Source organism: Bradyrhizobium sp. SZCCHNR1098 (assembly GCF_032489375.1).
Taxonomy (GTDB): domain Bacteria; phylum Pseudomonadota; class Alphaproteobacteria; order Rhizobiales; family Xanthobacteraceae; genus Bradyrhizobium.
Window position 1 is genome coordinate 1 of sequence record NZ_JAUEXY010000017.1, and the last position, 21,089, is coordinate 21,089.

Genomic DNA, 21,089 nt, shown 5'->3' on the forward strand with positions numbered 1-21,089 from the left:
CTTCCGTCTCTTCATCGCCCACCTCCGGCTTCATGAAACACCCAATCTCGGTGTCCATCAAACCGGCAGCAGCTCACCGTGCGCCGCCTCACCGCTTGTCCGAGCTGTTCTAATGGGTCTATGCAGGAGGCTATTCGGCGGTCCCCCTTCCGTTTTGGCTACATCTATCTCCACAGTCGGCTTCGCAAGCTGAAGGCGTGCCTCAGTTCACCGTTAATCTGCGCTGCAATCGATTGGGCCTGTTGAGCCCGCTCTGCTGACGCCACTCGCTTGGAGACTTTAAAGTCGCCGCCCGTGATCGCTTCAAAGAAGTCGATAAGTAGTATTTCGGTTCGTGTTAAGATGATGCGACGATCGAAGGCTGCAATCGCTAATATTAGCGACTGCAGCCTGACCTGCCTGCCGACGAGTTGGGTCTCGATCGTTTGGGCGTTAGCCTCGCTGTGGTCGCTTGGCTTGGAAAGGTCCAGCAGCCAATACATCGAGCTTAAGTCTGCGACGTCGTTGATCTCCTGGCAGAAGTGATCAACTGAGTTGCTCAACCTATCTAGCCTATAGCGCCACCGCTGGACGAGGTAGTTAGCAATCGCAACGAGCAACGCTCCCGACAGACCGGCGGCAGGAACAACCCAATCTGGCACTGCGGTCTCCGATCAGGCGGCCACCGTATCGGGCTTGGCAGCCTGAATATACTTTTCAGCCAACGCCTTATAGGGCTTATAAAGGGACGTCTCAGCCGTGATCTTGAGCATCTCTCGCACGGTCCGCGGCGGAAAGAGCCGCCTGCGGATTAGACCACCAAACGCTTCTTCGAGAAATGAGGAGCCATAGCCCGAGGTTCCATCTAGCACCACGACGAGCGCTTCCGATGCCTCGACAGCACTTTGGAGTGCCGGGGCGAGCACGGTATCACGAAACCACTCGCCACTATATTCTCCATCAACAATGAATCGTCCGCCTGGAGACGGTGCATAATCGGCGATACGAAGGGAGGCCATGATAAAACTCCAGCGGCTAGAGCAACGCTCGCCACTCGATGAGGGTTCCGCCGATTGAAACGCCATGGGTCTTAATTTCACGTTGGCCGTTCTGACGAAACACGACCTCGCCATGGCGGCTCATGATCCGCAGATACCCGTAGGTACATTGATTCACGAAATCTCGCATCTGCGCAAGTCCATGACCTCGATGCGGGTCCCCGGTCGACGAAACGGATTCTTCGACGGCGGCCGCAATAGCTTGCCCGTCTGATCTCGGATCATCAGGCGGCGGCACAAGCCCCAACGCGACCATCAGCCGCTGCCTTACCCCGGAATAATGCTGCCAATTTGGCAAGCTTCCCGGGATTGTGATCCCCTGATCATAGATTACTGCCGTGGTCCATCGATCTTTTCGATCAACCGCCCCGGTCATCCACCATCGGTTGACGGGTCGAAATTGATGCTTTGCCCCTACTGGATATGCATGCCTGACGACATTAACGATGCCTTCGACCATGGCCCCATATAGGTGCAGCATCTTCTCCTCCGCGGAACTTGATCCACCGGGATACAATGCCTTCAAATCAGTCAGGAGAGCCGACACTGCGGGACCGTCCGCGGTGTCGCCGCTTCGCATCGGTAGGACGGCAAAATCGGCTTTAAGGTCAGGTTTTTCGAGGTTTTGAGGCAGCCCGACGATATCGAAGAATCCGATATCCCAGAACGTATCTAGTACCTCAGGTTTCCACCTCTCTGCATCGATCACGCTGGCGGGCGTGCCGGTCAGTTTCAAAATCCTCTCGTACTCGGCGGCGAGAACCAGAGCGGCGGCGGGTGAAACCTCCTCAAGCGCTTCGAAGCTCCGGTAACGACCGGACCATCGCTGCCGCGCCCGTCGGTGCTTTGACGCTTTGGTGGTGGAGACAACGCCCGTGATGGGCGTGTTCATTCTGCGTCGAATATCAGCAAGAACTGAAACGGTCTCAGGTCCGTTTTGGTCGAAACACAGCACTTTTGGCATCGATCTTCTGCTCGGCGTCGCCTTCACCTGCAAAAGTCCATGGGACGTAACCATCTGCACGAGTCGCGGCCGGCGCTGACATCGACGGATTGTCCGCCTCTGCCGATGCCTTAACCAATTTGCATACCGAAGCGTCAGTTTCTTCATACACTCGCGTTTTCCTCAACCTTTACGCGAATGCAAGTGCAGAATTTGCCCATCGATGGGACAGAGCGGCTTAAGTGGTGGATTGCGTCACAGCGCGCCTCGTGCAGGCCGGAGTTGCGACGACAGTTCACAAAACTCGCGCGAGCTGCGCTTGGCTCGTGCACTTCAGCCTCAAGGTTCGAGCGGCGCTCCTCCATGAAGGTTTCGGGGCTTGCCCGGAATTCCGCCCTTCGTTCGAATGACCGGCCCCAAGACCAATGCACCATGACGAAGGCGGCCGGCGGTGTCTCGCCCCCGCAGCAGCGGCCGCCGCGCACCAAATCCGTCCATGGCGGAGCGCGACCGCGCACCAGCGGTCGCGGCCGACGCTCATGCCTTGAAGTAATCCGGCTGGCCGATGTCGGCGATCAAACCGATCCCGTCCGGTCTCCAGCCCAGGCGCTGCTGTGTCAGGGCGCTGGAGGCCGGCATGTCCAGGCCCGCGAACATCGCCAGTGGTCCATAGTAGTCGCCCGCCTCCTCCTGACCTATCGAAACCACCGGCACGTTCAGCGCGCGGCCGATCACCTCGATGACCTCGCGCATCGGGACGCCTTCCTCGCCGACGGCGTGGTAGATCGCGTCTGCAATGCCCTTCTCCAGGGCGAGCCGGTAGATGCGGGCGACATCCGATCGGTGCGCAGCGGCCCAGCGCTCGGTGCCTTCGCCGACATAGGCGGCGCGGCCCTTCTGCCGCGCGAGCTCCACCAGATAGGAGATCAGGCCGGCCTTGCCCGGCGCGCCGTGCACCTGCGGCAGGCGGATCGCCATCGCGCGCACGCCACGCGATGCATAGGCCAGACCGGACTGTTCGGACACGCGCGGAGCATGCGCCGACGACTCGCGCCGCATGTCTTCGGTGACCACCACGTTGGCCGCAACGAGCCCCGTTCCGGAGGTGACGATGAACGGCTTGTTCGTGCCCACCAGCACCTCGCCCATGGCTTCGATCGCCGCCTTGTCGATGGCGCCGTTCTCCGCGAATTTGGCGAAGTCGTGGATGAAGGCGAGATGGATCACGCCGTCGGCATCCCTCGCGCCGCGCTTCAGGCTGTCGAGGTCCTGCAGCGAGCCGCGATGAACCTGCGCGCCCAGTTGCTCGAGCGTGCGGACGTTCTCGGCGGAGCGCGCGAGGCCGATGACCTGATGCCCGGCGGCGATCAGCTCCCTGGTGGTTTCGGAGCCGATGAATCCGGCGGCGCCGGTGACGAATACGCGCATGAGACACACTCCCTGTTCAGACCGCCGGGATATTGCTAGGCTGCTCATGCGGGTAAAGTCGTGACTTTATACGGGTATAATCGCTAACAGGATGACGGACGCTAACCCTCTCGGGACCTATCTCAGGGACCGCCGCGCCAAGCTCGATCCGACCGCATTCGGCCTGCCGCTGCAGCGGCGGCGAACGCCGGGGCTTCGGCGCGAAGAGGTGGCGCAGCGCGCCAATGTGAGCGCCACCTGGTACACCTGGCTCGAGCAAGGGCGCGGCGGCGCCCCCTCCGCCGACGTGCTTGACCGCATCGCTCGCGCCATGATGCTGACCGACGCCGAGCGCGAGCATCTGTTCCTGCTCGGTCTCGGCCGGCCACCCGAAGCCCGCTATCACGCGATCGACGGCATCTCACCCCGTCTCCAACGCGTGCTCGACACGCTGGAATACAGTCCCGCCTTCGTTCGCACGGCGACATGGGACATCCTCGCCTGGAACAGGGCGGCTGCGGCTGTCCTCACCGACTACAGCACCCTGCCGGAGGACCAGCGCAATGTTCTGCGCATGATGTTCCACGACAGCCGTGTCCGCGCAGCACAGCCCAACTGGCAGGCCGTGGCGCGCTATGTGGTCGCGTCCTTCCGCGCCGACGTGGCGCGCGCCGGTGCGGCCCGCAATGTCCAGTCGCTGGTCGATGAGCTCTGCGCGACGAGCCCGGAATTTGCGGCGATGTGGCGCGACAACGACGTGCAGGGACGGCATGGCGATGGCGTGAAGGTCCTGCAGCATCCCATCGCCGGATCGCTCTCGCTGGAATTTTCGGGCTTCGCCGTCGATGGCCGGCCCGACCTCACCATGGTGATCTACAATCCCGCGACGCCGGCGGATGCGGACAAGATCCGCGCGCTCGTGACGTCACGACCGAAATAGCCACACAACCGCACTCGGCTCGCGCGCCTCGCTCGCCAGCGTCGGCCGGGGGATGCGCGGAAGCGCGACGTCCCCGCGGCTAGTCCTTCTTCGCGGCGTCGAGCACCTTCTTGCAGGCATCGACGAGCTGGGCATAGTTGCGCGTCAGGCAGGCGATGATGCGGCCGCCGCCGGGGAGCACATCGCTGCAGAACCTTGCGTAGTCGGCCTGACAGGCGGCGCGCTGCTCGTCGGTCGGCACAGCTGCGCGCGGGCCGCATCCGCAAGGCCCAGCAACAGCGTGAACAAAATGGCGATTGCGAGCTTGGACATCAGGCCTTCCCCTCAATGCAACGGGCATCATGAAGATCGCGACCTTCAACATCAACAATGTCCGGCGGCGTCTCCCCAACCTGCTGCGCTGGCTGGGCGCGGCCAGGCCCGACGTCGTCTGCCTGCAGGAGCTGAAATGCACCCAGGCCGAATTCCCCGTCGATGAGATCGCCAAGGCCGGCTACAGCGCGGTGTGGCAGGGGCAGAAGACCTGGAACGGGGTCGCGATTCTCGCGCGCAACGCAGAGCCGGTGCTGACGCGCACCGCCCTGCCCGGCGATATCAGGGATCGCGAGGCGCGCTACATCGAGGCCGCGGTGCGCGGCATCGTCATCGGCTGCCTGTATCTGCCGAACGGCAATCCGCAGCCGGGGCCGAAATTCGACCACAAGCTCGCCTGGTTCAAGCGGCTGCACAAGCACGCGGCTGATTTCATCAAGGACGACCTGCCGGTCGTGCTCGCCGGCGACTACAATGTCGCACCTGATACGCTCGACATCTACCCGACGAAGTCCTGGGACAAGGACGCGCTGGTCCAGCCGAAGAGCCGCGCCGCCTACAAGGCGCTGGTCGATCAAGGCTGGTGCGATGCGATCCGCATGCTGCATCCGGACGCGCCGATGTTCACCTTCTGGGACTACAAGCGCAACCGCTGGCCGCGCGACGCCGGCCTGCGGCTCGACCACCTGCTGCTGAGCCCGCAACTCGCGCCGCGCCTTAGCAAGGCCGGCGTCGACCGCGCCATCCGCGGCGAGGACGGCGCCAGCGATCACGCGCCGGCCTGGATCGTGCTGAAATAGTCCGAAGGTCGAGAAGGATGCCCCGCGAGCTGCGTTCATCGGAGATCACTCTGGCCGATCGCGCCTCCCGGTGAATGTGACGTCGACTGGGAGCGTTTCGCCGCGCACCGTCAGTCCCGTCCCGCATCCATGATCGCGTGCGCGAGCCGCGCCGGATCGGAGAAGCACAGCTCATGGGCTTCGGCGTCCGCCCGCGCGACTGGCGGGCGGAGACCGCGCGTCACTCCGGCTGTCGACCGCCTGCGGTCAGCGCGGACTCCGTTCGCGGGCCGCGCCCCACAACCAGATTGCCGCCAGCAGGACAAGCGAGCCGACGAACGCCGCGACGACATCGCGCAGCGAAATGACGATGCTGCCCATGCCTGGAAACAGCCCAAACAGGTTGAACAGGACACCACCGATGAGGGCGCCGACGCATCCCAATCCGATGTTGGTCAGGAGCCCGAAACCTGCTCGGCGGCGCTTCACCAGGATTCCGGCAAGGCCGCCGCCAATCAAGCCGACGACGAGCCAAGTCCCTGCATGTACCAGTGTGAACATTCTTCACTCCGTCGGTCTGCCGTCACCCCTCGGTTGGAGCATTACGGCCAGAATCGTGCACTTGCAGGTTACATCGATTTCGCTGCCATCAACTGAACTCTGCAGCTCGGATGAGTTCGTGACCCAATCGCAAACTGGTCGATGCTCAGGCCGGCGTCCACCGAAATGATAGTCATTCGAATCTAATCGTCTCGAACACGCGCAGTTCATGCGAACGCTTCGCACGCAAAGGGCTACGTAGTTCCCCCGAGTTCATACAATCCTCGGAATCGGGAAGAATGCGGTTCCCGCAGAGCGTGCAAAGGTGAATGCATGTGCATCGCATGCAACTGGGCAAGATTCCGTGGTTTGCTCGAGCTTGATTTTGACTCCGTCAACGAGGCCGAGCCGTCACGACGCAGGCTCCTGCAGACAGGCGCGGCGTTCGCCGCAGCCGGCGTTGCCTCGGTGTCCGCTCCGACGAACGCCGAGGCGCGAACCGGCGGCGGCAAGGCCGACATCGTGTTTCGCAACGGCCCGGTCTACACCGTGAACGGCGGCCGGGAATGGGCCCGCGCGGTCGCCGTCAAGCAAAAACACATCGTCTATGTCGGCGATGACGCGGGCGTCCGGTCCTTCATCGGCCCCAAGACGCGCGTCGTCGATCTCGCCGGCAGGATGCTGCTGCCCGGTTTCGTGGAAGGACACATCCATCCGATGGCGGGCGCTGTCACAACTCAGGGCGTCGATCTTCAATACGACACAAGGGAGGAGATGCTCGACGCCCTGAAGGCCTATCGCGCCAAGCTGGGCCAACCCGGCATCGTCCGCGGCTTCGGCTGGCGCTATAACGCCTTTCCGCCGACCGGCCCGCGCAAGGAGGATCTCGATCAGATCTGGCCGGACACGCCGGTCTTTCTCGTCGGGATCGACGGCCATTCCGCCTGGGTCAATTCCAAGACGCTGGCGATCGCCGAGGTGACCAAGGCGACCAGGGATCCGTTGCCCGGCTACAGCTACTTCGAGCGGGACCCGGCCTCGGAAGAGCCGACCGGCTATCTGGTCGAGCCACCGGCGATGTTTCCGGTCCTCAACGCGGTCTCGCCGTTCACGACCGGCTATATTGCGGACTCGCTCGCACAGTGGCTGCCGAAGGCGTCGGCGGCCGGCATCACCAGCGTGTTCGATGCCGGACTGCTCGTTCTGCCCGAGGAGACAGGCTACGAACTCTATCAGGATCTGGAGCGCAAAGGAAAACTGCCGTTCCGTGTGGTCGGATCGACCTACCACAACAATCCGGCGATCGACCCCGTGCCGATCGCGAAGGCCCTGCGTCGACGCTTCAATTCCGAACTGGTGCAGGCGCCCGTTCTCAAGCTCAACATCGACGGCGGCGAAGCCCAACGGACCGCCGCATTGCTGGCCCCCTATAGCGACGATCCGAGCACGAGCGGCGAGACGCTGGTCCCGCCGGACCAGTTCAAGGACATCATCCGCCGCGCCGACAGGGCGGGCCTCAACATTCACATCCATTCCTACGGTGATCGCGCCAACCGCCTGTCGCTGGACGCGTTCGAAGCCGCGATCAAGGTCAATCCGCCGCGCGATCGCCGGCACACGCTGGCGCATCTCATATTTGTTTCGCCTGACGATCTGCCGCGCTTCGCCAAGCTCGGCGTCACCGCGCAGTTCTCCGCCCAATGGTCGGTGGCGGATGCCTATTGGCAGGGCGTGATGCGGCCGCGCGTCGGCGCGCGCGCCGAGCAGGCGTTTCGCACCGGCTCGATCCTGCGTCATGGCGCCAACATCTCGCTCGGCACCGATTGGCCGGCCGCCGGCTATTACAGCACCTACAAGCCGCTGGATGCGATCGAGATCGCGACCACGCGGCGGGAGTTGAACAAGCCGGATCAGCCGGCCTTGGTGCCGCTCGACGAGCGGATCAGCCTCGAAGAGGCGATCCGCGCCGCCACCATGGGCCCGGCCTATCAGCTCGGGCTCGACCAGAAGGTCGGTTCGATCGAGGTCGGCAAGCTCGCCGATCTGATCGTGCTTGAAAGAAACCTGTTCGAAGTCGCCCCGCACGACATCCACAACACAAAGGTGCTGATGACCGTCATGAACGGTCAGGTCAGGCATGAACAGCGAAGCTGAATCCAGCGACGTCTCGGACCGTCACCTTCAGGGCCACATCGACAAACTCAGACCGATTCCCGGAAATACGGAGGCGAATATGATTGACAGAAGAACGCTCATCAAAGGCGCGGGAGCGGCGTTGGTCGCGTCCGGACTCGATTTGCCGGCCGCGCGCGCCGAGTCCGCCGATCCGCTCTGCTACGCGTCGGTCGCCGATCTCATCGCCATGTTCCGGGCCCGCAAGGCGTCGCCGGTCGATCTCTTGAAGGCGCAGATCAAGCGGATCGAAGCCTACAACACGAAGGTCAACTGCATCACCTACGAGCATTTCGATCAAGCGATGAAGGAGGCCAAGCAGTCCGAAGACCGGTATCGGCGCGGCAATCCGCGGCCGCTCGAAGGGATCACGGTGGCCATCAAGGACGAATTCTCCAGGACCGGCTGGCGGACGACACAGGGATCGCTCATCTACAAGGATTCGCCGCCGGCAACGGAAAACTCGGCCATCACCGACTTGCTCGAGGCCGCCGGCGCAGTCATGCCGTTCCAGACGACCGTGCCGGAATTCTACCTCTTCCTCGGCGCGTCCACCCGCGCCTGGGGCACGACACGCAATCCGTGGAATCTCGAATACTCTCCGGGCGGGTCGTCGGCGGGATCGGGCGCGGCGCTGGCCGCAGGCTTCACGACGCTCGCCATGGGCTCGGACATGGGCGGCTCGATCCGAATTCCCGCCTCACAATGTGGTCTCTATGGCTTCAGGCCGCCGTTCGGACGCGTGGCTGGTGGGGAAATCCCGTTCTCGACCTCGGGCCCGATGGCGCGGCGCTTCGACGACCTCGTCCGCCTCCAGAACGCGATCGTCGGTCCGTCCGAGCGGGTGATGGCCGCGATGCGCCCTCGCCTCGACTACCCCACCCGTTATCCGCGCCTTTCCGGGTGGCGCATCGCCGTGGATTGGGGCGCCGGCATTGCGGACGTCATACCGTCCGTGAAGGCTGCGATGCTGAGAGGAATCGAGGCGCTGCGCGCCGCGGGGTGCACTGTGGACGAGGTCGACTGCGGCTTCACGAAGGCCCACAAGATGGTCTTCATCCGTGGGCTGATGTCGACGTCCATCGGCACTGCGATCGAGATCTCGAATGCGCATCGCGATCAGCTCTCGCCCTACATGACCGAAATGCTCGACCAGGTCGGCGCGGTCGGACCGCGCCAGGCCGAAGAAGCCGAAGAGCTGCTGCAGCGGCTGCACCGCCAGGTGCAGCAGCGCGTGTTCGGCAAGGGCTACCGCATCCTGCTCATGCCGACCATGGCAACGCCTCTGGTCGGGGCCGACATGTTCAAGAGCAAGGAAAACAAGGTCGACCCGTGGGTGGGCACCGGTCTGGGCCTGGCGCTGACGTGGCACTGGAATCTGCTCAACCGCTATCCGGTCGTCGATGTCCCGCTCGGCGTGGTCGAGGACCGCATGCCCTCGGGCATGCAGGTGATCGGCCAGACCTACACCGATCTCGACACGTTCCAGTTCGCGTCGAACTGGTCTCGCCTGCGGCCGTCACTGTTCGCCGGCGGGCAATTTCCGACCTTCGCCTGACTCCATAGCGGCCGGAACGGTGCAGATGCGAGACAACGGATGCGAGAGCAGCGCTTCGACAGTGAGGTCGGCCATGACTCCGAGAATTTTTCGACGAGCGGTTCTCCTGTTCCTGATCTCAGCGCTGTACCCAGGCGCCGGCGCCTCGGCACAGCAGAGGACGCCATCGCTCGAAGATCTCGCCAAGGCGGCGCAAAACCCGATCGCGGATACGATCAGCGTCGGGCTGGAGAATATCGCCATGCCGAACACGGGTGCGTACCGGCAGACGGCTGACGTTCCGGTCGGCGCGGGAATAGGCAAGCTCTTCATGGTCGACAAGCAGCCGGTCAATGCCGAGATCGGTGTCTACTACAATGTGCTGAGGCCGGACCTGGCATCGCGGTGGCAGTTTCGCGCCAGCCTGGCTTTCCTGTTCCCGAAGTGACGGTGCTCGGGACCAGGCATCGGTGGGATCGATGACCTCCATCGGCATGAATGACACCCTCGCGCTCGGGCGACGCATAGACGATGAGCCGTTGCGGCGGTCCTCTTTTTCTCCGTCTGAAAGCATTCGATTTGAAATTTATCCATCAACAGGAAACCAGTATGCGTGCCGGCGCTCGATGCCGCCGAGATTGACTTGATCGTTGTCAATCTTGGCGGGTGCTGAGTGAAGTAGTTTCAGCGTCTGACTCGGCAATCGTGCAGCTCACCCGGAGCGCGGAACTTTCGGAGCAGGACTTCGGAGCAGGACAATGTGCATTGCATGCGGCTCCGCCATCGGTTCGCTGTTTGCGGCATCGAAGTCGGAGCGCGGCGGACTGACCCGTCGCCAGATGGTCGCGACCTCGGCTGCGGCCGCAGCATTCGTCGCTGCCTCGGCTCCGGCCTGGGCCGCCTCCAGCAGCACGACCATCTTTCGCGGCGGGCGCGTCTACACGGTGGACGACTCCCTGCCCTGGGCCCAGGCCGTCGTCGTCAAGGGAGACACGATCGTCTACGTCGGCGACGACGCAGGCGCGATGAAGTTTGCCGGACACGGGGCTGACGTCATCGACCTCAAGGGGCGCATGCTGATGCCGGGCTTCGTCGAGGCGCATTGGCATCTTTGCACGCTGGCCTTCGCCCGCGGCGCCTGGGTCAACGAGGAAGATCCCGAGCGCATCTACGCGATCCTGCGCGATTACGCGAAGACGCATTCCGACGAAAAGTTCATTCTGGGCTTCGGCTGGATCGCTAGCGCGTTTCCCGCCTCGGGTCCGCGCAAGGAGCCGCTGGACGAGATCTTCCCCGATCGGCCGGTCCTGCTCGTCAGTTGCGATCTGCACGGCTACTGGGTCAATTCCAAGCTGCTGGAGATGGCCGGCATTACGAAGGATACCCCGCGCGACGTCGTGCCCGGCTCCTCCTGGTACGAAAAGGATCCCAATGGCCTGCCGACCGGCTTCATTTCAGAAGTGCCTGCGCTGTTCGCGGTGCTCAAGGCGCTGGAAAAGCACGGCATCGAACCATTCGGCCTGAAGTCGACCGCCGCCGCGATCGAGGAATGGCAGCCCAGGCTGGCAGCCGCCGGCATCACCACCTTCTTCGATGCCGGCTTCAGCGCCTGGCCGACCGAGCAGCATCACGGTTTCGACATGCTGGTCGAGCTCGAGAAGCGCGGCAAGCTGTTGCAGCGCGTGATTGGCAGCCTCTATCACAATGATCCCAGCGTGGATCCGCTGCCGATCATTCGCGCGTATCGGAAGCGTTATCGCACACCGCTCGTCAAGGCGGACGTGCTGAAGCTCATCGTCGATGGCACCGAGTTGAGCCGCACGGCCTATCTGCTGGAGCCCTATGCCGGAAGTCCGGATTGGCGCGGCGAAACATTGTTCCCGTCGCCGGTATTGAACCGCATCCTGCGCCGGGCGCATGCCGAGGGAATCGATACGCACCTTCACGCCGTCGGCGATGCCGCGGTCCGTATGAGCCTGGATGGATACGAAGCCGCCTTTGGCAAGAACGGCCCCGGCAACCGCCGTCATACCATCTGCCACGCATTCCTCACCGCGCCATCGGACATTCCGCGCTTCAGAAAGCTCGGCGTGATCGCGAATACGCAGATCCAATGGGGCGTGCCGGATGTCGGCCAGCGTCGCGTCCGCGAGATCTACGGCGACGAGCGCTGGAACCGCATGTACACCTTCAAGACGTTCATCGACGAAGGCGTCACGGTGTCGTTCGGCATGGATGCGCTGGCGACCGGCTCGAAGGTCGTCGTCAAGCCGCTCGAGGCGTTGCAGGCCGGCCATACACGTCAGGAGCCGGGCAAGCCCGATGGCCTGGTCCATCCACCCGCGACCGAACGCCTGGGCCTGCCGGACCTCATCCGAGGCTACACCATCAACGGAGCCTACCAGCTTCGCATGGAGGACAAGATCGGCTCCATCAAGGTCGGCAAGCTGGCCGATCTGATCGTGCTCGAGAACAATCTGTTCGATGTCGGGCCGCACGACATCGGCAAGGTCAATATTCAGCTGACGATGATGAACGGCCGGATCACGCATCGTCATGGAATCTGAGCGGGAGCGGTGAACGTGCTCGAGACGACGAAGGCGCCGAATGAACAACGGCTTGCGCAAGCGAGCGCGCCAATGTCGAAACGCAATCGCTGGATGGTTCTCCTGACCGTCTCCAGCGCGCTGGCGCTCGTCGTGATCGACATGACGGTGCTCTATACGGCGCTGCCCAGCCTGACCCACGAGCTCGGAGCAACCGCCTCGGAGAAATTGTGGATCGTCATGGCCTACGGGCTTGTCGTTGCCGGTCTCCTTCCGGGCTTCGGCTCGCTCGGCGATCGCGTCGGGCACAAGAGGACATTCGTTGTCGGCCTCATCGTCTTCGGACTGGCCTCGGTCGTGGCCGCCTATTCGCCGACCGCCATGGCCCTGATCGGCGGACGCGTCCTGCTCGCAATCGGCGCCGCGCTGATGATGCCGGCGACGCTGTCGATCATTCGCATCACCTTCTCCGATGACCACGAACGGGCGCTCGCCATCGCGATCTGGGGAGCCGTTGCGTCCAGCGGGGCGGCCGTCGGCCCCTTGGTCGGCGGTGTCCTGCTGGAATATTTCTGGTGGGGCTCGGTCTTTCTGATCAACGTGCCGCTCGTCGTGCTGGCGCTGGTCGCCGGCCTGCTGCTGATTCCTGCACCGGCCGATCGTGCTGAGCGCGACTGGGACCTCCTCGGTTCAGTGCAGGTGATGGCCGGGCTGATCGGCTTCGCCTACGTCGTCGAGGAGCTCGGCAGTCGCCAGTCTTCCTATGTCGTCCTTGCCGGCACGGCTGTCGCGACGGTCATCATGTTGACGGTGTTCGTACGCCGTCAATTGCGTCTCGAGGATCCTTTGCTCGACTTCACCCTGTTCCGAAACGTCGAGTTCACGCTCAGCGTGATCACCGCGATCGTGGCTTCACTCGCCATTGCGGGGACGGAGCTCGCGATCAGCCAGCGCCTGCAACTCGTCCTCGGCTATTCGCCGCTGCAGGCGGCATTGTACATCCTTCCGGCCCCGCTCGGTGCCTTCATCGGCGGGCCGCTCGCGAGCCTGATGCTCCGTCGCGTCCGAGCCGCCACCACGATGTCCGGCGCGCTGTTGATCGCAGGCATCGGCGCGGCCGGCTACCTGCTCTGCTACAACGCCAGCCTGGCGCTGCAACTGATCTGCATCGCGGTCAATGGTCTAGGGCTGGGAGCATCCATCGCCGCCGCCTCCAACGCTGTGATGAATCACGCGCCTGAAGGCCGCGAAGGCATGGCCGCGTCGATCGAGGAGGTGTCGTTCGAGCTCGGCGGCACAATCGGCATCAGCATTTTCGGAAGCATTCTGTCCGGAGTCTATACGGCGTTCATGGTTCTGCCCGACGGCCTCGGCATTCCCGCCGCTGCGCGCGACAGCATCGACGAGGCGCTGATCGCCGCCGAGCGGCTGCCGACCGGGCTCGCTGCCCTCGTCACCTCGCACGCTCATCGCGCCTTCGATCAGGCGTTCCTGACTGTCGTCAGCGTTGCGATGGTCGTCCTGCTCGGCACCGCCTTCCTGGTCCGGCCCCGAGCGGAGGGAACGACCTCGAACGCGGCTCGTCAGCAAGTCCACTAGGCCGGCGACGAAGACCCCTCATGCGCGTCGGCGTTGGCGGCGATCACCACGCTCGCCAACGCGATGTCGCCGTCCGATACGTAGTGATTGACCCGCTCGGGCAGACTCCGGCCGGCCTTATAGAGCTCGACGGTCTCGATCGATCGTGTTCTGATCAATTCGGCCATGATGTAGTCCCGCTCCGCATTGGCATCCGGATCGGTGGCGTGCGTGATCTGAAAGGTCAGTCGGGTGAGCGACAGGCCCGTATCCTTCGTGCCGGCACCGACCCAGAGGACGGACTCATCGGCCGCAGGCGTGTCGGTCGTTAACCAGAAATCGCCAGCGTTCCAGCTCTTCTCGGCGTGGGCGAGGTCAACGGCCCAGAACCGGACGTGATGACGCTTTCGCGGACTATTGCCGATGGCTTTCTGAAAGCCGATATCCTGGCCGCGACCGAACAGATAGAGGATGCTGAAAGGAGCAGTGGGGTACGGCCTGGCGAGGACGAAGGCGCGGACCATGGCCCACGAGCTTGCCAGCCCCAATCGGTCCGCCTCGCACCAACCGATCGCAGCAAAGCTCGCGCGGAGCTGTCGAAGCGTGCCGATCAGGGCGAGATTGACGGGGTCGCCGGGCAATCCATCGCCGGTGATCGTGTAGCTGGGCACCCTCCGACTCTGAAGGATCCTGAGACTCAATCGGATCACGCGTGGCAGAACGACATAGGCCGCGATTGCGTAGCTGACGCCGACGGCGGCAATCCAGGGCAGCCTGCGGTCCGCCGTCTCGAACACCACGAACACGATCAGCCAGACCGTGAAGATCCCGAGCCCGGCGACCAGCACGCGTTGCATGAGGCGTAAGAGCAGTCGCACTGGATCGGTCCGGTGAAAACGAGGTGATCAGCAATCGCGTTTTCGGTAGGGTGTCCGATCTTCTCTTCGTTGGCAACACCGCACGTGAAGGCACGAGGCCGCCCGGTCGCCGGCGCTATGACGAGGTTGTCCGCCCTGGGTTGCTCGACATTCGTCTGCGGCGGCACGCAGCCCCGAGCCAGCCCAAAGACAGCCGGACTGCGCGTGCTTACGCCGACAGCCGCTCGGCGTTGGCCGCGACATAATCCCGATAGAGATCGACGACCGCGGCCGGGCTCGCGCCGGCCATCAGCTTCGCCGTCGCCTCCAGGGCTGCAGCGATCTTTTCGCTGACCATCAGCTCCGCCTCCTCGCCCGCATCGGCTTCGCCGCGCGCGAACTTTTCCAGCCGGAGCCGGATGACCTCGCCGGCTTCCATGGCCAGCATCGCGGCCGTGAACCAGGGGAACTCCGCATCGGCGGTTGCCGTCAGGGACGGCCGCATCTGCAAGGACATCGGGGTTTTGCTCATCGTCATCGTCCGAGAACATGAGCGGACGTGCGAGGAATACGCTTCAACTTTTAATAGTGCGGACGCACAATCATCGACGATTTCGAGTCGGCACGAACCGCCGATTAACCACACGGCGCAGCTTGTCCCCGTCATTTGCGAGCGGAGCGAAACAATCCAGAATCCCTCCGCGGAGACAGTCGGGATTGCTTCGCTCCGCCGCTCCGCTCGCAATGACGTGGGGATAGAGCTCGTCTGCTGGAGGCGACAATCTTGGGCTTCCTGTTCGTGCTCGCGATAGGCCTCGTTGCCGGCACCTTGTCCGGCATCGTCGGCACCGGCTCGTCGATCATGCTGATGCCGGTGCTGGCCTACGAGTACGGCCCGAAGGAGGCCGTGCCGATCATGGCGGTCGCTGCGGTCATGGCCAACCTCTCGCGCATCCTGGCATGGTGGCGCGAGGTCGACTGGCGCGCCTGCGCGGCCTATTCGGTCACCGGCATTCCGGCCGCCGCACTCGGCGCGCGCACCTTGCTGATCCTGCCGTCGCAGGCGGTCGATATCACGATCGGCCTGTTCCTGATGGCGATGGTGCCGGTACGGCATTGGCTGACGCGGCACGACCTCAAGGCCAACCTCTGGCACCTCGCGCTCGGCGGTGCGGTGATCGGATTTCTGACCGGCATCGTGGTCTCGACCGGGCCGCTCAGCGTGCCGCTGTTCCTGTTCTATGGCCTGTCGAAAGGCGCCTTCCTCGCCACCGAGGCTGCCAGCTCGCTCGGGCTCTATGTCTCGAAATCCATCACCTTCCAGCGCTTCGGCGCGCTGACGCCGGACATTCTGCTCAAGGGCCTGATCGCCGGCGGCTCGCTGATGGCTGGCGCCTTCGTCGCCAAACGCTTCGTGCTGCACATGAAGCCCGATGTGTTCCGCGTGGTGATGGATGGCATCATGCTGGCCGCGGGCCTAACTATGCTATGGAACGCCACCCACTCCTGAGCACATCGATTCTCCCTCCATGGCCAAGACCACGCTCTCCTTCGTCTGCCAGAACTGCGGCGCGGCCTATTCGCGCTGGCAGGGCAAATGCGAGGCCTGCGGCGAGTGGAACACGCTGGCGGAGGAAGACACCACGGGCGCGACTTCCGCGCCGGTGTCGCTGCGCTCCAAGCGCAAGGGCCGCACGTTCCAGCTGGAATCGCTGACCGGCAAGACCATCGACGCGCCGCGGCTGTCGTCGGGCATGACCGAGCTCGACCGCGTCACCGGCGGCGGCTTCGTGCGCGGCTCGGTGCTGCTGGTCGGCGGCGATCCCGGCATCGGCAAATCGACGCTTCTGACCCAGGCGACCTCGATGCTGGCGCGCGCCGGCCATCGCGCGGTCTACATTTCCGGCGAGGAAGCTGTCGCCCAGGTGCGGCTGCGCGCCGAGCGCCTCGGGCTTGCGGATGCGCCGGTACAACTGGCGGCTGAGACCTCGGTCGAGGACATCATCGCGACCCTGTCGGAAGGCGGCGTGCCGCGACTGATCGTGATCGATTCGATCCAGACGATGTGGACCGACACCGTCGAATCGGCGCCGGGCACGGTTACCCAGGTGCGCGCCTCGGCGCAGAAGCTCATTCGCTTCGCCAAGAAATCCGGCGCCGCCATCATCCTGGTCGGCCACGTCACCAAGGACGGCCAGATCGCCGGCCCCCGCGTCGTCGAGCACATGGTGGACGCGGTGCTGTCGTTCGAGGGCGAGGGCTCGCAGCAGTTCCGCATCCTGCGCGCCGTCAAGAACCGGTTCGGCCCGACCGACGAGATCGGCGTGTTCGAAATGACCGGATTGGGTCTGCGCGAGGTCACCAACCCCTCCGAGCTGTTTCTGTCCGAGCGCGATCTCGGCAGCCCCGGCACGGCGGTCTTTGCCGGGATCGAGGGCACCCGCCCCGTGCTGGTCGAAATCCAGGCCCTGGTGGCGCCGACCTCGCTCGGCACGCCGCGCCGCGCCGTCGTTGGCTGGGATCCGAGCCGGCTGTCAATGGTGCTGGCCGTGCTGGAGGCGCATTGCGGCGTCAAGCTGTCGGGCCACGACGTCTATCTCAACGTCGCCGGCGGCCTGCGCATCAACGAGCCGGCGGCGGATCTCGCCGCGGCCGCAGCTCTGGTCTCCTCGCTGGTCAACGCGCCGCTGCCGCCCGATGCGGTCTATTTCGGCGAGATTTCGCTGTCGGGCGCGGTCCGCCCGGTGGCGCAGACCTCGGCGCGGCTGAAGGAGGCCGCCAAGCTCGGCTTCGGCCGCGTCGTGCTGCCGGAGCGCGCCCGCGGCGAGGCCGGCGGCGATGCCGGGCTCAGCCTCAATACCGTCGGCGGATTGACCAGCCTGGTCGCCGACATCGCCGCGCGAGGCACGCCCCGCGCCCGCCACGATGGCAGCCGGGACGAGGGTGAGCAGGGCCGCCGTGGCCCCAGCCATGCCGAAAAAAATGCCACACCAGCGAGATTCCGCCGCCAGGACGGCTAGCCGGACCGTGACGTTCGCGTGACTCGCCGCTATACAACGCCGCAACCGGGCGCCCACGCGGGATGGTGCAGCGTCCGGACTTGCCGGGGAACCCTGCTCTCCTCCGCCTGGAGGGGCGGTCCTCCGTCAATTCGAAGCGAACCTTGGACCTGACAAGCGGACCTGAGCAGCCGATGCCGATAACGATCCTCGATCTCATCCTGCTCGGCGTGATGCTGGTGTCGGGGCTGCTCGCGATGGTCCGCGGCTTCATGCGCGAGATCCTGTCGATCGCCGCGTGGGGCGCGGCGGCCCTGGTCACGCTTTATTCATTCTCGAAGCTGCTGCCGACCGCCAAGACCTATTTCAACAACGATACCGTCGCCAGCGTCGTGGTCGTTGCCGGTACTTTCGTGGGCACCCTGCTCATCGTCTCGGTGATCACGGTCAAGATCTCCGACATGATCCTCGATTCGCGCATCGGCGCGCTCGACCGCACCCTGGGATTCCTGTTCGGACTGGGCCGTGGCCTCCTGATCGTGGTCGTCGCCTTCCTGTTCTTCAGCTGGCTGGTGCCGGACAAGCAGCGTCCGGACTGGGTCACCGGCGCCAAGTCCCGCGTGGTCCTGCAGGGAACCGGGGATTGGCTGATGTCGCTCTTGCCTGATGATCCCGAGAACACCATTTTAAAGAAATTCAAGAAGAACAAGCCGGACGACGACCAGACTGACACCGAGTCGCCCGGAGTGGGCGGCGATGGGTACAGCAAGCCTGCCCGCGACAGCTTGAAGAAGCTGATCGAGAAACCCGCGGCCAAGTGAGCCTAGCCCAGAAGAGAGGCGCGATGGACCAGCACCACGATTCTTCCGGCGAAGCCCAAATGGACTCCCACGCGGATCTGGACTTCGGACCTCAAGCCTACCTCAGAGACCCAGACCTTGACGGAGACACGCTGCGCGAAGAGTGCGGCGTGTTCGGCATTTATGGGCACAATGACGCCGCCGCGATCACCGCGCTCGGCCTGCATGCGCTCCAGCATCGCGGCCAGGAGGCAGCCGGCATCGTCTCCTACGATGGCGCGCGCTTCCACAGCGAGCGCCGCCTGGGTCTCGTCGGCGACACCTTCTCCCGCCGCGAGGTGATCGAGCGCCTGCCCGGCAATGCCGCGATCGGCCACGTCCGCTACGCCACGACCGGCGCGACCATCCTGCGCAACGTGCAGCCGCTGTTCGCCGAGCTCAATGCCGGCGGCTTCGCGGTCGGCCACAACGGCAATCTCACCAACGGCCTCACCCTGCGCCGCGAGCTGGTGCGCGCCGGCGCCATCATGCAGTCGACCACCGACACCGAGGTGATCCTGCATCTGGTCGCGCATTCCCGCCGCACCAATTTCATCGATCGCTTCATCGAGGCGCTGCGCGCGCTCGAAGGCGCCTACTCGCTGGTCTGCATGACCAACAAGAAGCTGATCGGCGCCCGTGATCCTCTCGGCATCCGGCCGCTGGTCTATGGCGAGCTCGAAGGCTGCCCGATCCTGGCGTCGGAGACTTGCGCGCTCGACATGATCGGCGCGCGCTACATCCGCGACATCGAGCCGGGCGAGGTCGTGATCTTCGACGAGACCGGCGCGCACAGCCACAAGCCGTTCCCGCCGAAGCCGGCGCGTCCGTGCGTGTTCGAATACATCTATTTCGCGCGGCCCGATTCCGTGGTCGGCGGCCGCTCGGTCTACGAGGTACGCAAGGCGTTCGGCGCGCAGCTCGCGCGCGAGAGCCATCCCGACGTCGACGTCGTCGTGCCGGTGCCGGACTCCGGCGTGCCGGCGGCGATCGGCTACAGCCAGCATTCCGGCGTGCCGTTCGAGCTCGGCATCATCCGCAATCACTATGTCGGCCGCACCTTCATCCAGCCGACCCAGGCGATCCGCGAATCCGGCGTGCGCATGAAGCACTCGGCCAACCGCGCCGCGATCGAGGGCAAGCGCATCATCCTGATCGACGACTCGCTGGTGCGCGGCACCACTTCGCGCAAGATCGTGCGCATGATGCGCGACGCCGGCGCCACGGAGGTGCATTTCCGCCTCGCCTCGCCGCCGATCCTCTACCCCGACTATTACGGCATCGACCTGCCGGACCGTGGCGGCCTCTTGGCGGCGACGCATTCGCTCGAGGAGATGCGCGAGCTGATCGGCGCGGATTCGCTGGCGTTCCTGTCGATCGACGGCATGTACCGCGCCATGGGCGAGCCGGCCCGTGATCCGGCCGCACCGAAATACTCCGACCACTGCTTCACCGGCAGCTATCCCACCCACCTCACGGACCAGGCGATGGTCGAGTCGACCCAGCATCAGCTGTCGCTGTTGGCCGAGGCGAGCTGAGGTTCTTTCCACACGCAGTCATTCCGGGGCGATGCGCAGCATCGAACCCGGAATCCCGAGCTTGCTGATCCCCGTATCATCTCCAGATTCCGGGTTCGAGGCCTGCGGCCTCGCCCCGGAATGACGATGCGTCGTGAGCTGTCGTCCCGGCCAAAACCGGGACCCATCATCGCCAGCCGTCCTTGGCGGGCAGGACTAGCCACAGACGGCCAACTCCCTCATAACCGCCGCGGAGTATGGGTCCCGGCTTTGGCCGGGACGACGACGTCAGAGATTTGCGACCATGACCCTTCCCCTCGCCAACCGTATTGCCCTCGTCACCGGCGCCTCGCGCGGCATCGGCCATGCGACCGCCCGCGCGCTCGCCCGCGCCGGCGCCCATGTCGTGGCCGTCGCCCGCACCCAGGGCGGGCTGGAGGAGCTCGACGACGAGATCCGGAAAGAGACCGGCAACGGCGCCACCTTGGTGCCGCTGAGCATGACCGACAGCGACGGCATCGCTCGGCTCGGCGCCGCGCTGCATGAGCGCCACGGCAAGCTCGACATTCTCGTCGGCAATGCCGCCGTGCCCGGCCCCTCCTCACCGCTCGGCCATATCGACCTGAAGCCCTGGAACGACGTCGTCGCCGTCAACCTCTCCGCCAACTTCCAGCTGATCCGCTGCATGGAGCCGCTGCTGAAGGCCTCCGACGCCGGCCGCGCCGTGTTTCTCACGTCAGGTGCCGCCCACAAGGCCCAGGCCTATCTCGGCCCCTACGCCGTCACCAAGGCCGCGCTGGAGACGCTGGCACGGGTGTGGGCGCATGAGACCGAGCGGACGCCGCTGCGCGTGAACCTGTTCAGCCCGGGCCCGATCCGGACCCGCATGCGCGCCACGGTGTTCCCCGGCGAAGATCCGATGACGCTCGAAACGCCGGAGCAGGTCGCCGAGTTCATCGTGCCGATGTGCCTGCCGTCGTGGACCGAGACCGGCAAGCTCTACGAGTACAAGACGCGCACCCTGAAGAGCTTCCAGCCGCCGGCGTAGCCCGCGCAACCACCGTCATTCCGGGGCAAGGCCGCAGG

The 21,089-nt window shown here is 64.6% G+C and carries 19 protein-coding genes and 1 pseudogene; 12 read left to right on the forward strand and 8 right to left on the reverse strand.

Annotated features, from left to right (window positions below):
* Positions 1 to 164: 164 nt before the first annotated feature.
* From QX135_RS28700 to QX135_RS28715, 4 genes are all read right to left on the reverse strand, one after another.
* Complete coding sequence (locus QX135_RS28700) at positions 165 to 641, reverse strand: hypothetical protein (RefSeq protein WP_316181882.1); 477 nt, start codon at positions 639 to 641, stop codon at positions 165 to 167.
* 12 nt (positions 642 to 653) lie between these two features.
* Positions 654 to 998, reverse strand: a complete 345-nt coding sequence (locus tag QX135_RS28705; protein WP_316181884.1) for an STAS-like domain-containing protein — start codon at positions 996 to 998, stop codon at positions 654 to 656.
* A gap of 16 nt (positions 999 to 1,014) precedes the next feature.
* Positions 1,015 to 2,001, reverse strand: a complete 987-nt coding sequence (locus tag QX135_RS28710) for a hypothetical protein (RefSeq protein WP_316181886.1) — start codon at positions 1,999 to 2,001, stop codon at positions 1,015 to 1,017.
* A gap of 516 nt (positions 2,002 to 2,517) precedes the next feature.
* Positions 2,518 to 3,408, reverse strand: a complete 891-nt coding sequence (locus tag QX135_RS28715) for an SDR family oxidoreductase (protein WP_316181888.1) — start codon at positions 3,406 to 3,408, stop codon at positions 2,518 to 2,520.
* A 91-nt stretch (positions 3,409 to 3,499) separates the two neighbouring features.
* Between QX135_RS28715 and QX135_RS28720 the strand changes: the two genes are divergently transcribed.
* Positions 3,500 to 4,327: a helix-turn-helix transcriptional regulator gene (locus QX135_RS28720; protein WP_315780445.1), complete on the forward strand. Its 828-nt coding sequence runs from the start codon at positions 3,500 to 3,502 to the stop codon at positions 4,325 to 4,327.
* 79 nt (positions 4,328 to 4,406) lie between these two features.
* Here the strand turns inward: QX135_RS28720 and QX135_RS28725 are convergent.
* Positions 4,407 to 4,639, reverse strand: a pseudogene (locus tag QX135_RS28725) (cysteine rich repeat-containing protein).
* Between the two features lie 29 nt (positions 4,640 to 4,668).
* Here QX135_RS28725 and xth point away from each other — a divergent pair.
* The gene (gene xth / locus QX135_RS28730; RefSeq protein ID WP_316181890.1) at positions 4,669 to 5,439 is read left to right on the forward strand and encodes an exodeoxyribonuclease III; all 771 of its coding nucleotides are present in this window, start codon (positions 4,669 to 4,671) and stop codon (positions 5,437 to 5,439) included.
* A gap of 246 nt (positions 5,440 to 5,685) precedes the next feature.
* Here xth and QX135_RS28735 read toward each other — a convergent pair whose 3' ends face one another.
* Positions 5,686 to 5,979, reverse strand: a complete 294-nt coding sequence (locus QX135_RS28735; protein ID WP_315739380.1) for a GlsB/YeaQ/YmgE family stress response membrane protein — start codon at positions 5,977 to 5,979, stop codon at positions 5,686 to 5,688.
* A 447-nt stretch (positions 5,980 to 6,426) separates the two neighbouring features.
* Here QX135_RS28735 and QX135_RS28740 point away from each other — a divergent pair, with 447 nt between their 5' ends.
* The 5 genes from QX135_RS28740 to QX135_RS28760 all read left to right on the forward strand — a co-directional run bounded on the left by QX135_RS28740 (position 6,427) and on the right by QX135_RS28760 (position 13,812).
* Positions 6,427 to 8,112: an amidohydrolase gene (locus tag QX135_RS28740; protein ID WP_316181892.1), complete on the forward strand. Its 1,686-nt coding sequence runs from the start codon at positions 6,427 to 6,429 to the stop codon at positions 8,110 to 8,112.
* A 79-nt stretch (positions 8,113 to 8,191) separates the two neighbouring features.
* Positions 8,192 to 9,688: an amidase gene (locus tag QX135_RS28745; RefSeq protein ID WP_316181894.1), complete on the forward strand. Its 1,497-nt coding sequence runs from the start codon at positions 8,192 to 8,194 to the stop codon at positions 9,686 to 9,688.
* A 73-nt stretch (positions 9,689 to 9,761) separates the two neighbouring features.
* Positions 9,762 to 10,115, forward strand: a complete 354-nt coding sequence (locus QX135_RS28750) for a hypothetical protein (RefSeq protein WP_315739377.1) — start codon at positions 9,762 to 9,764, stop codon at positions 10,113 to 10,115.
* Between the two features lie 310 nt (positions 10,116 to 10,425).
* Positions 10,426 to 12,234: an amidohydrolase gene (locus tag QX135_RS28755; RefSeq protein WP_316181896.1), complete on the forward strand. Its 1,809-nt coding sequence runs from the start codon at positions 10,426 to 10,428 to the stop codon at positions 12,232 to 12,234.
* Positions 12,235 to 12,306: 72 nt separating this feature from the next.
* On the forward strand, positions 12,307 to 13,812 hold the full coding sequence (locus QX135_RS28760; RefSeq protein WP_316181897.1) for an MFS transporter: 1,506 nt from the start codon (positions 12,307 to 12,309) through the stop codon (positions 13,810 to 13,812).
* Here the strand turns inward: QX135_RS28760 and QX135_RS28765 are convergent.
* Entirely contained in the window at positions 13,809 to 14,597 is a 789-nt protein-coding gene (locus tag QX135_RS28765; protein ID WP_410052075.1) for an LssY C-terminal domain-containing protein, read from the reverse strand. The genes QX135_RS28760 and QX135_RS28765 overlap by 4 nt on opposite strands.
* Positions 14,598 to 14,877: 280 nt before the next feature.
* On the reverse strand, positions 14,878 to 15,180 hold the full coding sequence (locus QX135_RS28770) for a hypothetical protein (RefSeq protein ID WP_315755766.1): 303 nt from the start codon (positions 15,178 to 15,180) through the stop codon (positions 14,878 to 14,880).
* A gap of 252 nt (positions 15,181 to 15,432) precedes the next feature.
* Between QX135_RS28770 and QX135_RS28775 the strand changes: the two genes are divergently transcribed.
* From QX135_RS28775 to QX135_RS28795, 5 genes are all read left to right on the forward strand, one after another.
* Entirely contained in the window at positions 15,433 to 16,158 is a 726-nt protein-coding gene (locus QX135_RS28775; RefSeq protein WP_315799129.1) for a sulfite exporter TauE/SafE family protein, read from the forward strand.
* A gap of 19 nt (positions 16,159 to 16,177) precedes the next feature.
* Complete coding sequence (gene radA / locus QX135_RS28780) at positions 16,178 to 17,668, forward strand: DNA repair protein RadA (RefSeq protein WP_316181902.1); 1,491 nt, start codon at positions 16,178 to 16,180, stop codon at positions 17,666 to 17,668.
* Between the two features lie 173 nt (positions 17,669 to 17,841).
* Positions 17,842 to 18,468 (forward strand): CvpA family protein, encoded by a 627-nt coding sequence (locus tag QX135_RS28785; RefSeq protein WP_315739453.1) that lies wholly within the window; start codon positions 17,842 to 17,844, stop codon positions 18,466 to 18,468.
* Positions 18,469 to 18,527: 59 nt separating this feature from the next.
* The gene (purF, locus tag QX135_RS28790) at positions 18,528 to 20,024 is read left to right on the forward strand and encodes an amidophosphoribosyltransferase (protein ID WP_315739370.1); all 1,497 of its coding nucleotides are present in this window, start codon (positions 18,528 to 18,530) and stop codon (positions 20,022 to 20,024) included.
* 283 nt (positions 20,025 to 20,307) lie between these two features.
* Entirely contained in the window at positions 20,308 to 21,051 is a 744-nt protein-coding gene (locus QX135_RS28795) for an SDR family NAD(P)-dependent oxidoreductase (protein ID WP_315755770.1), read from the forward strand.
* The last annotated feature ends 38 nt before the right edge of the window (positions 21,052 to 21,089 follow it).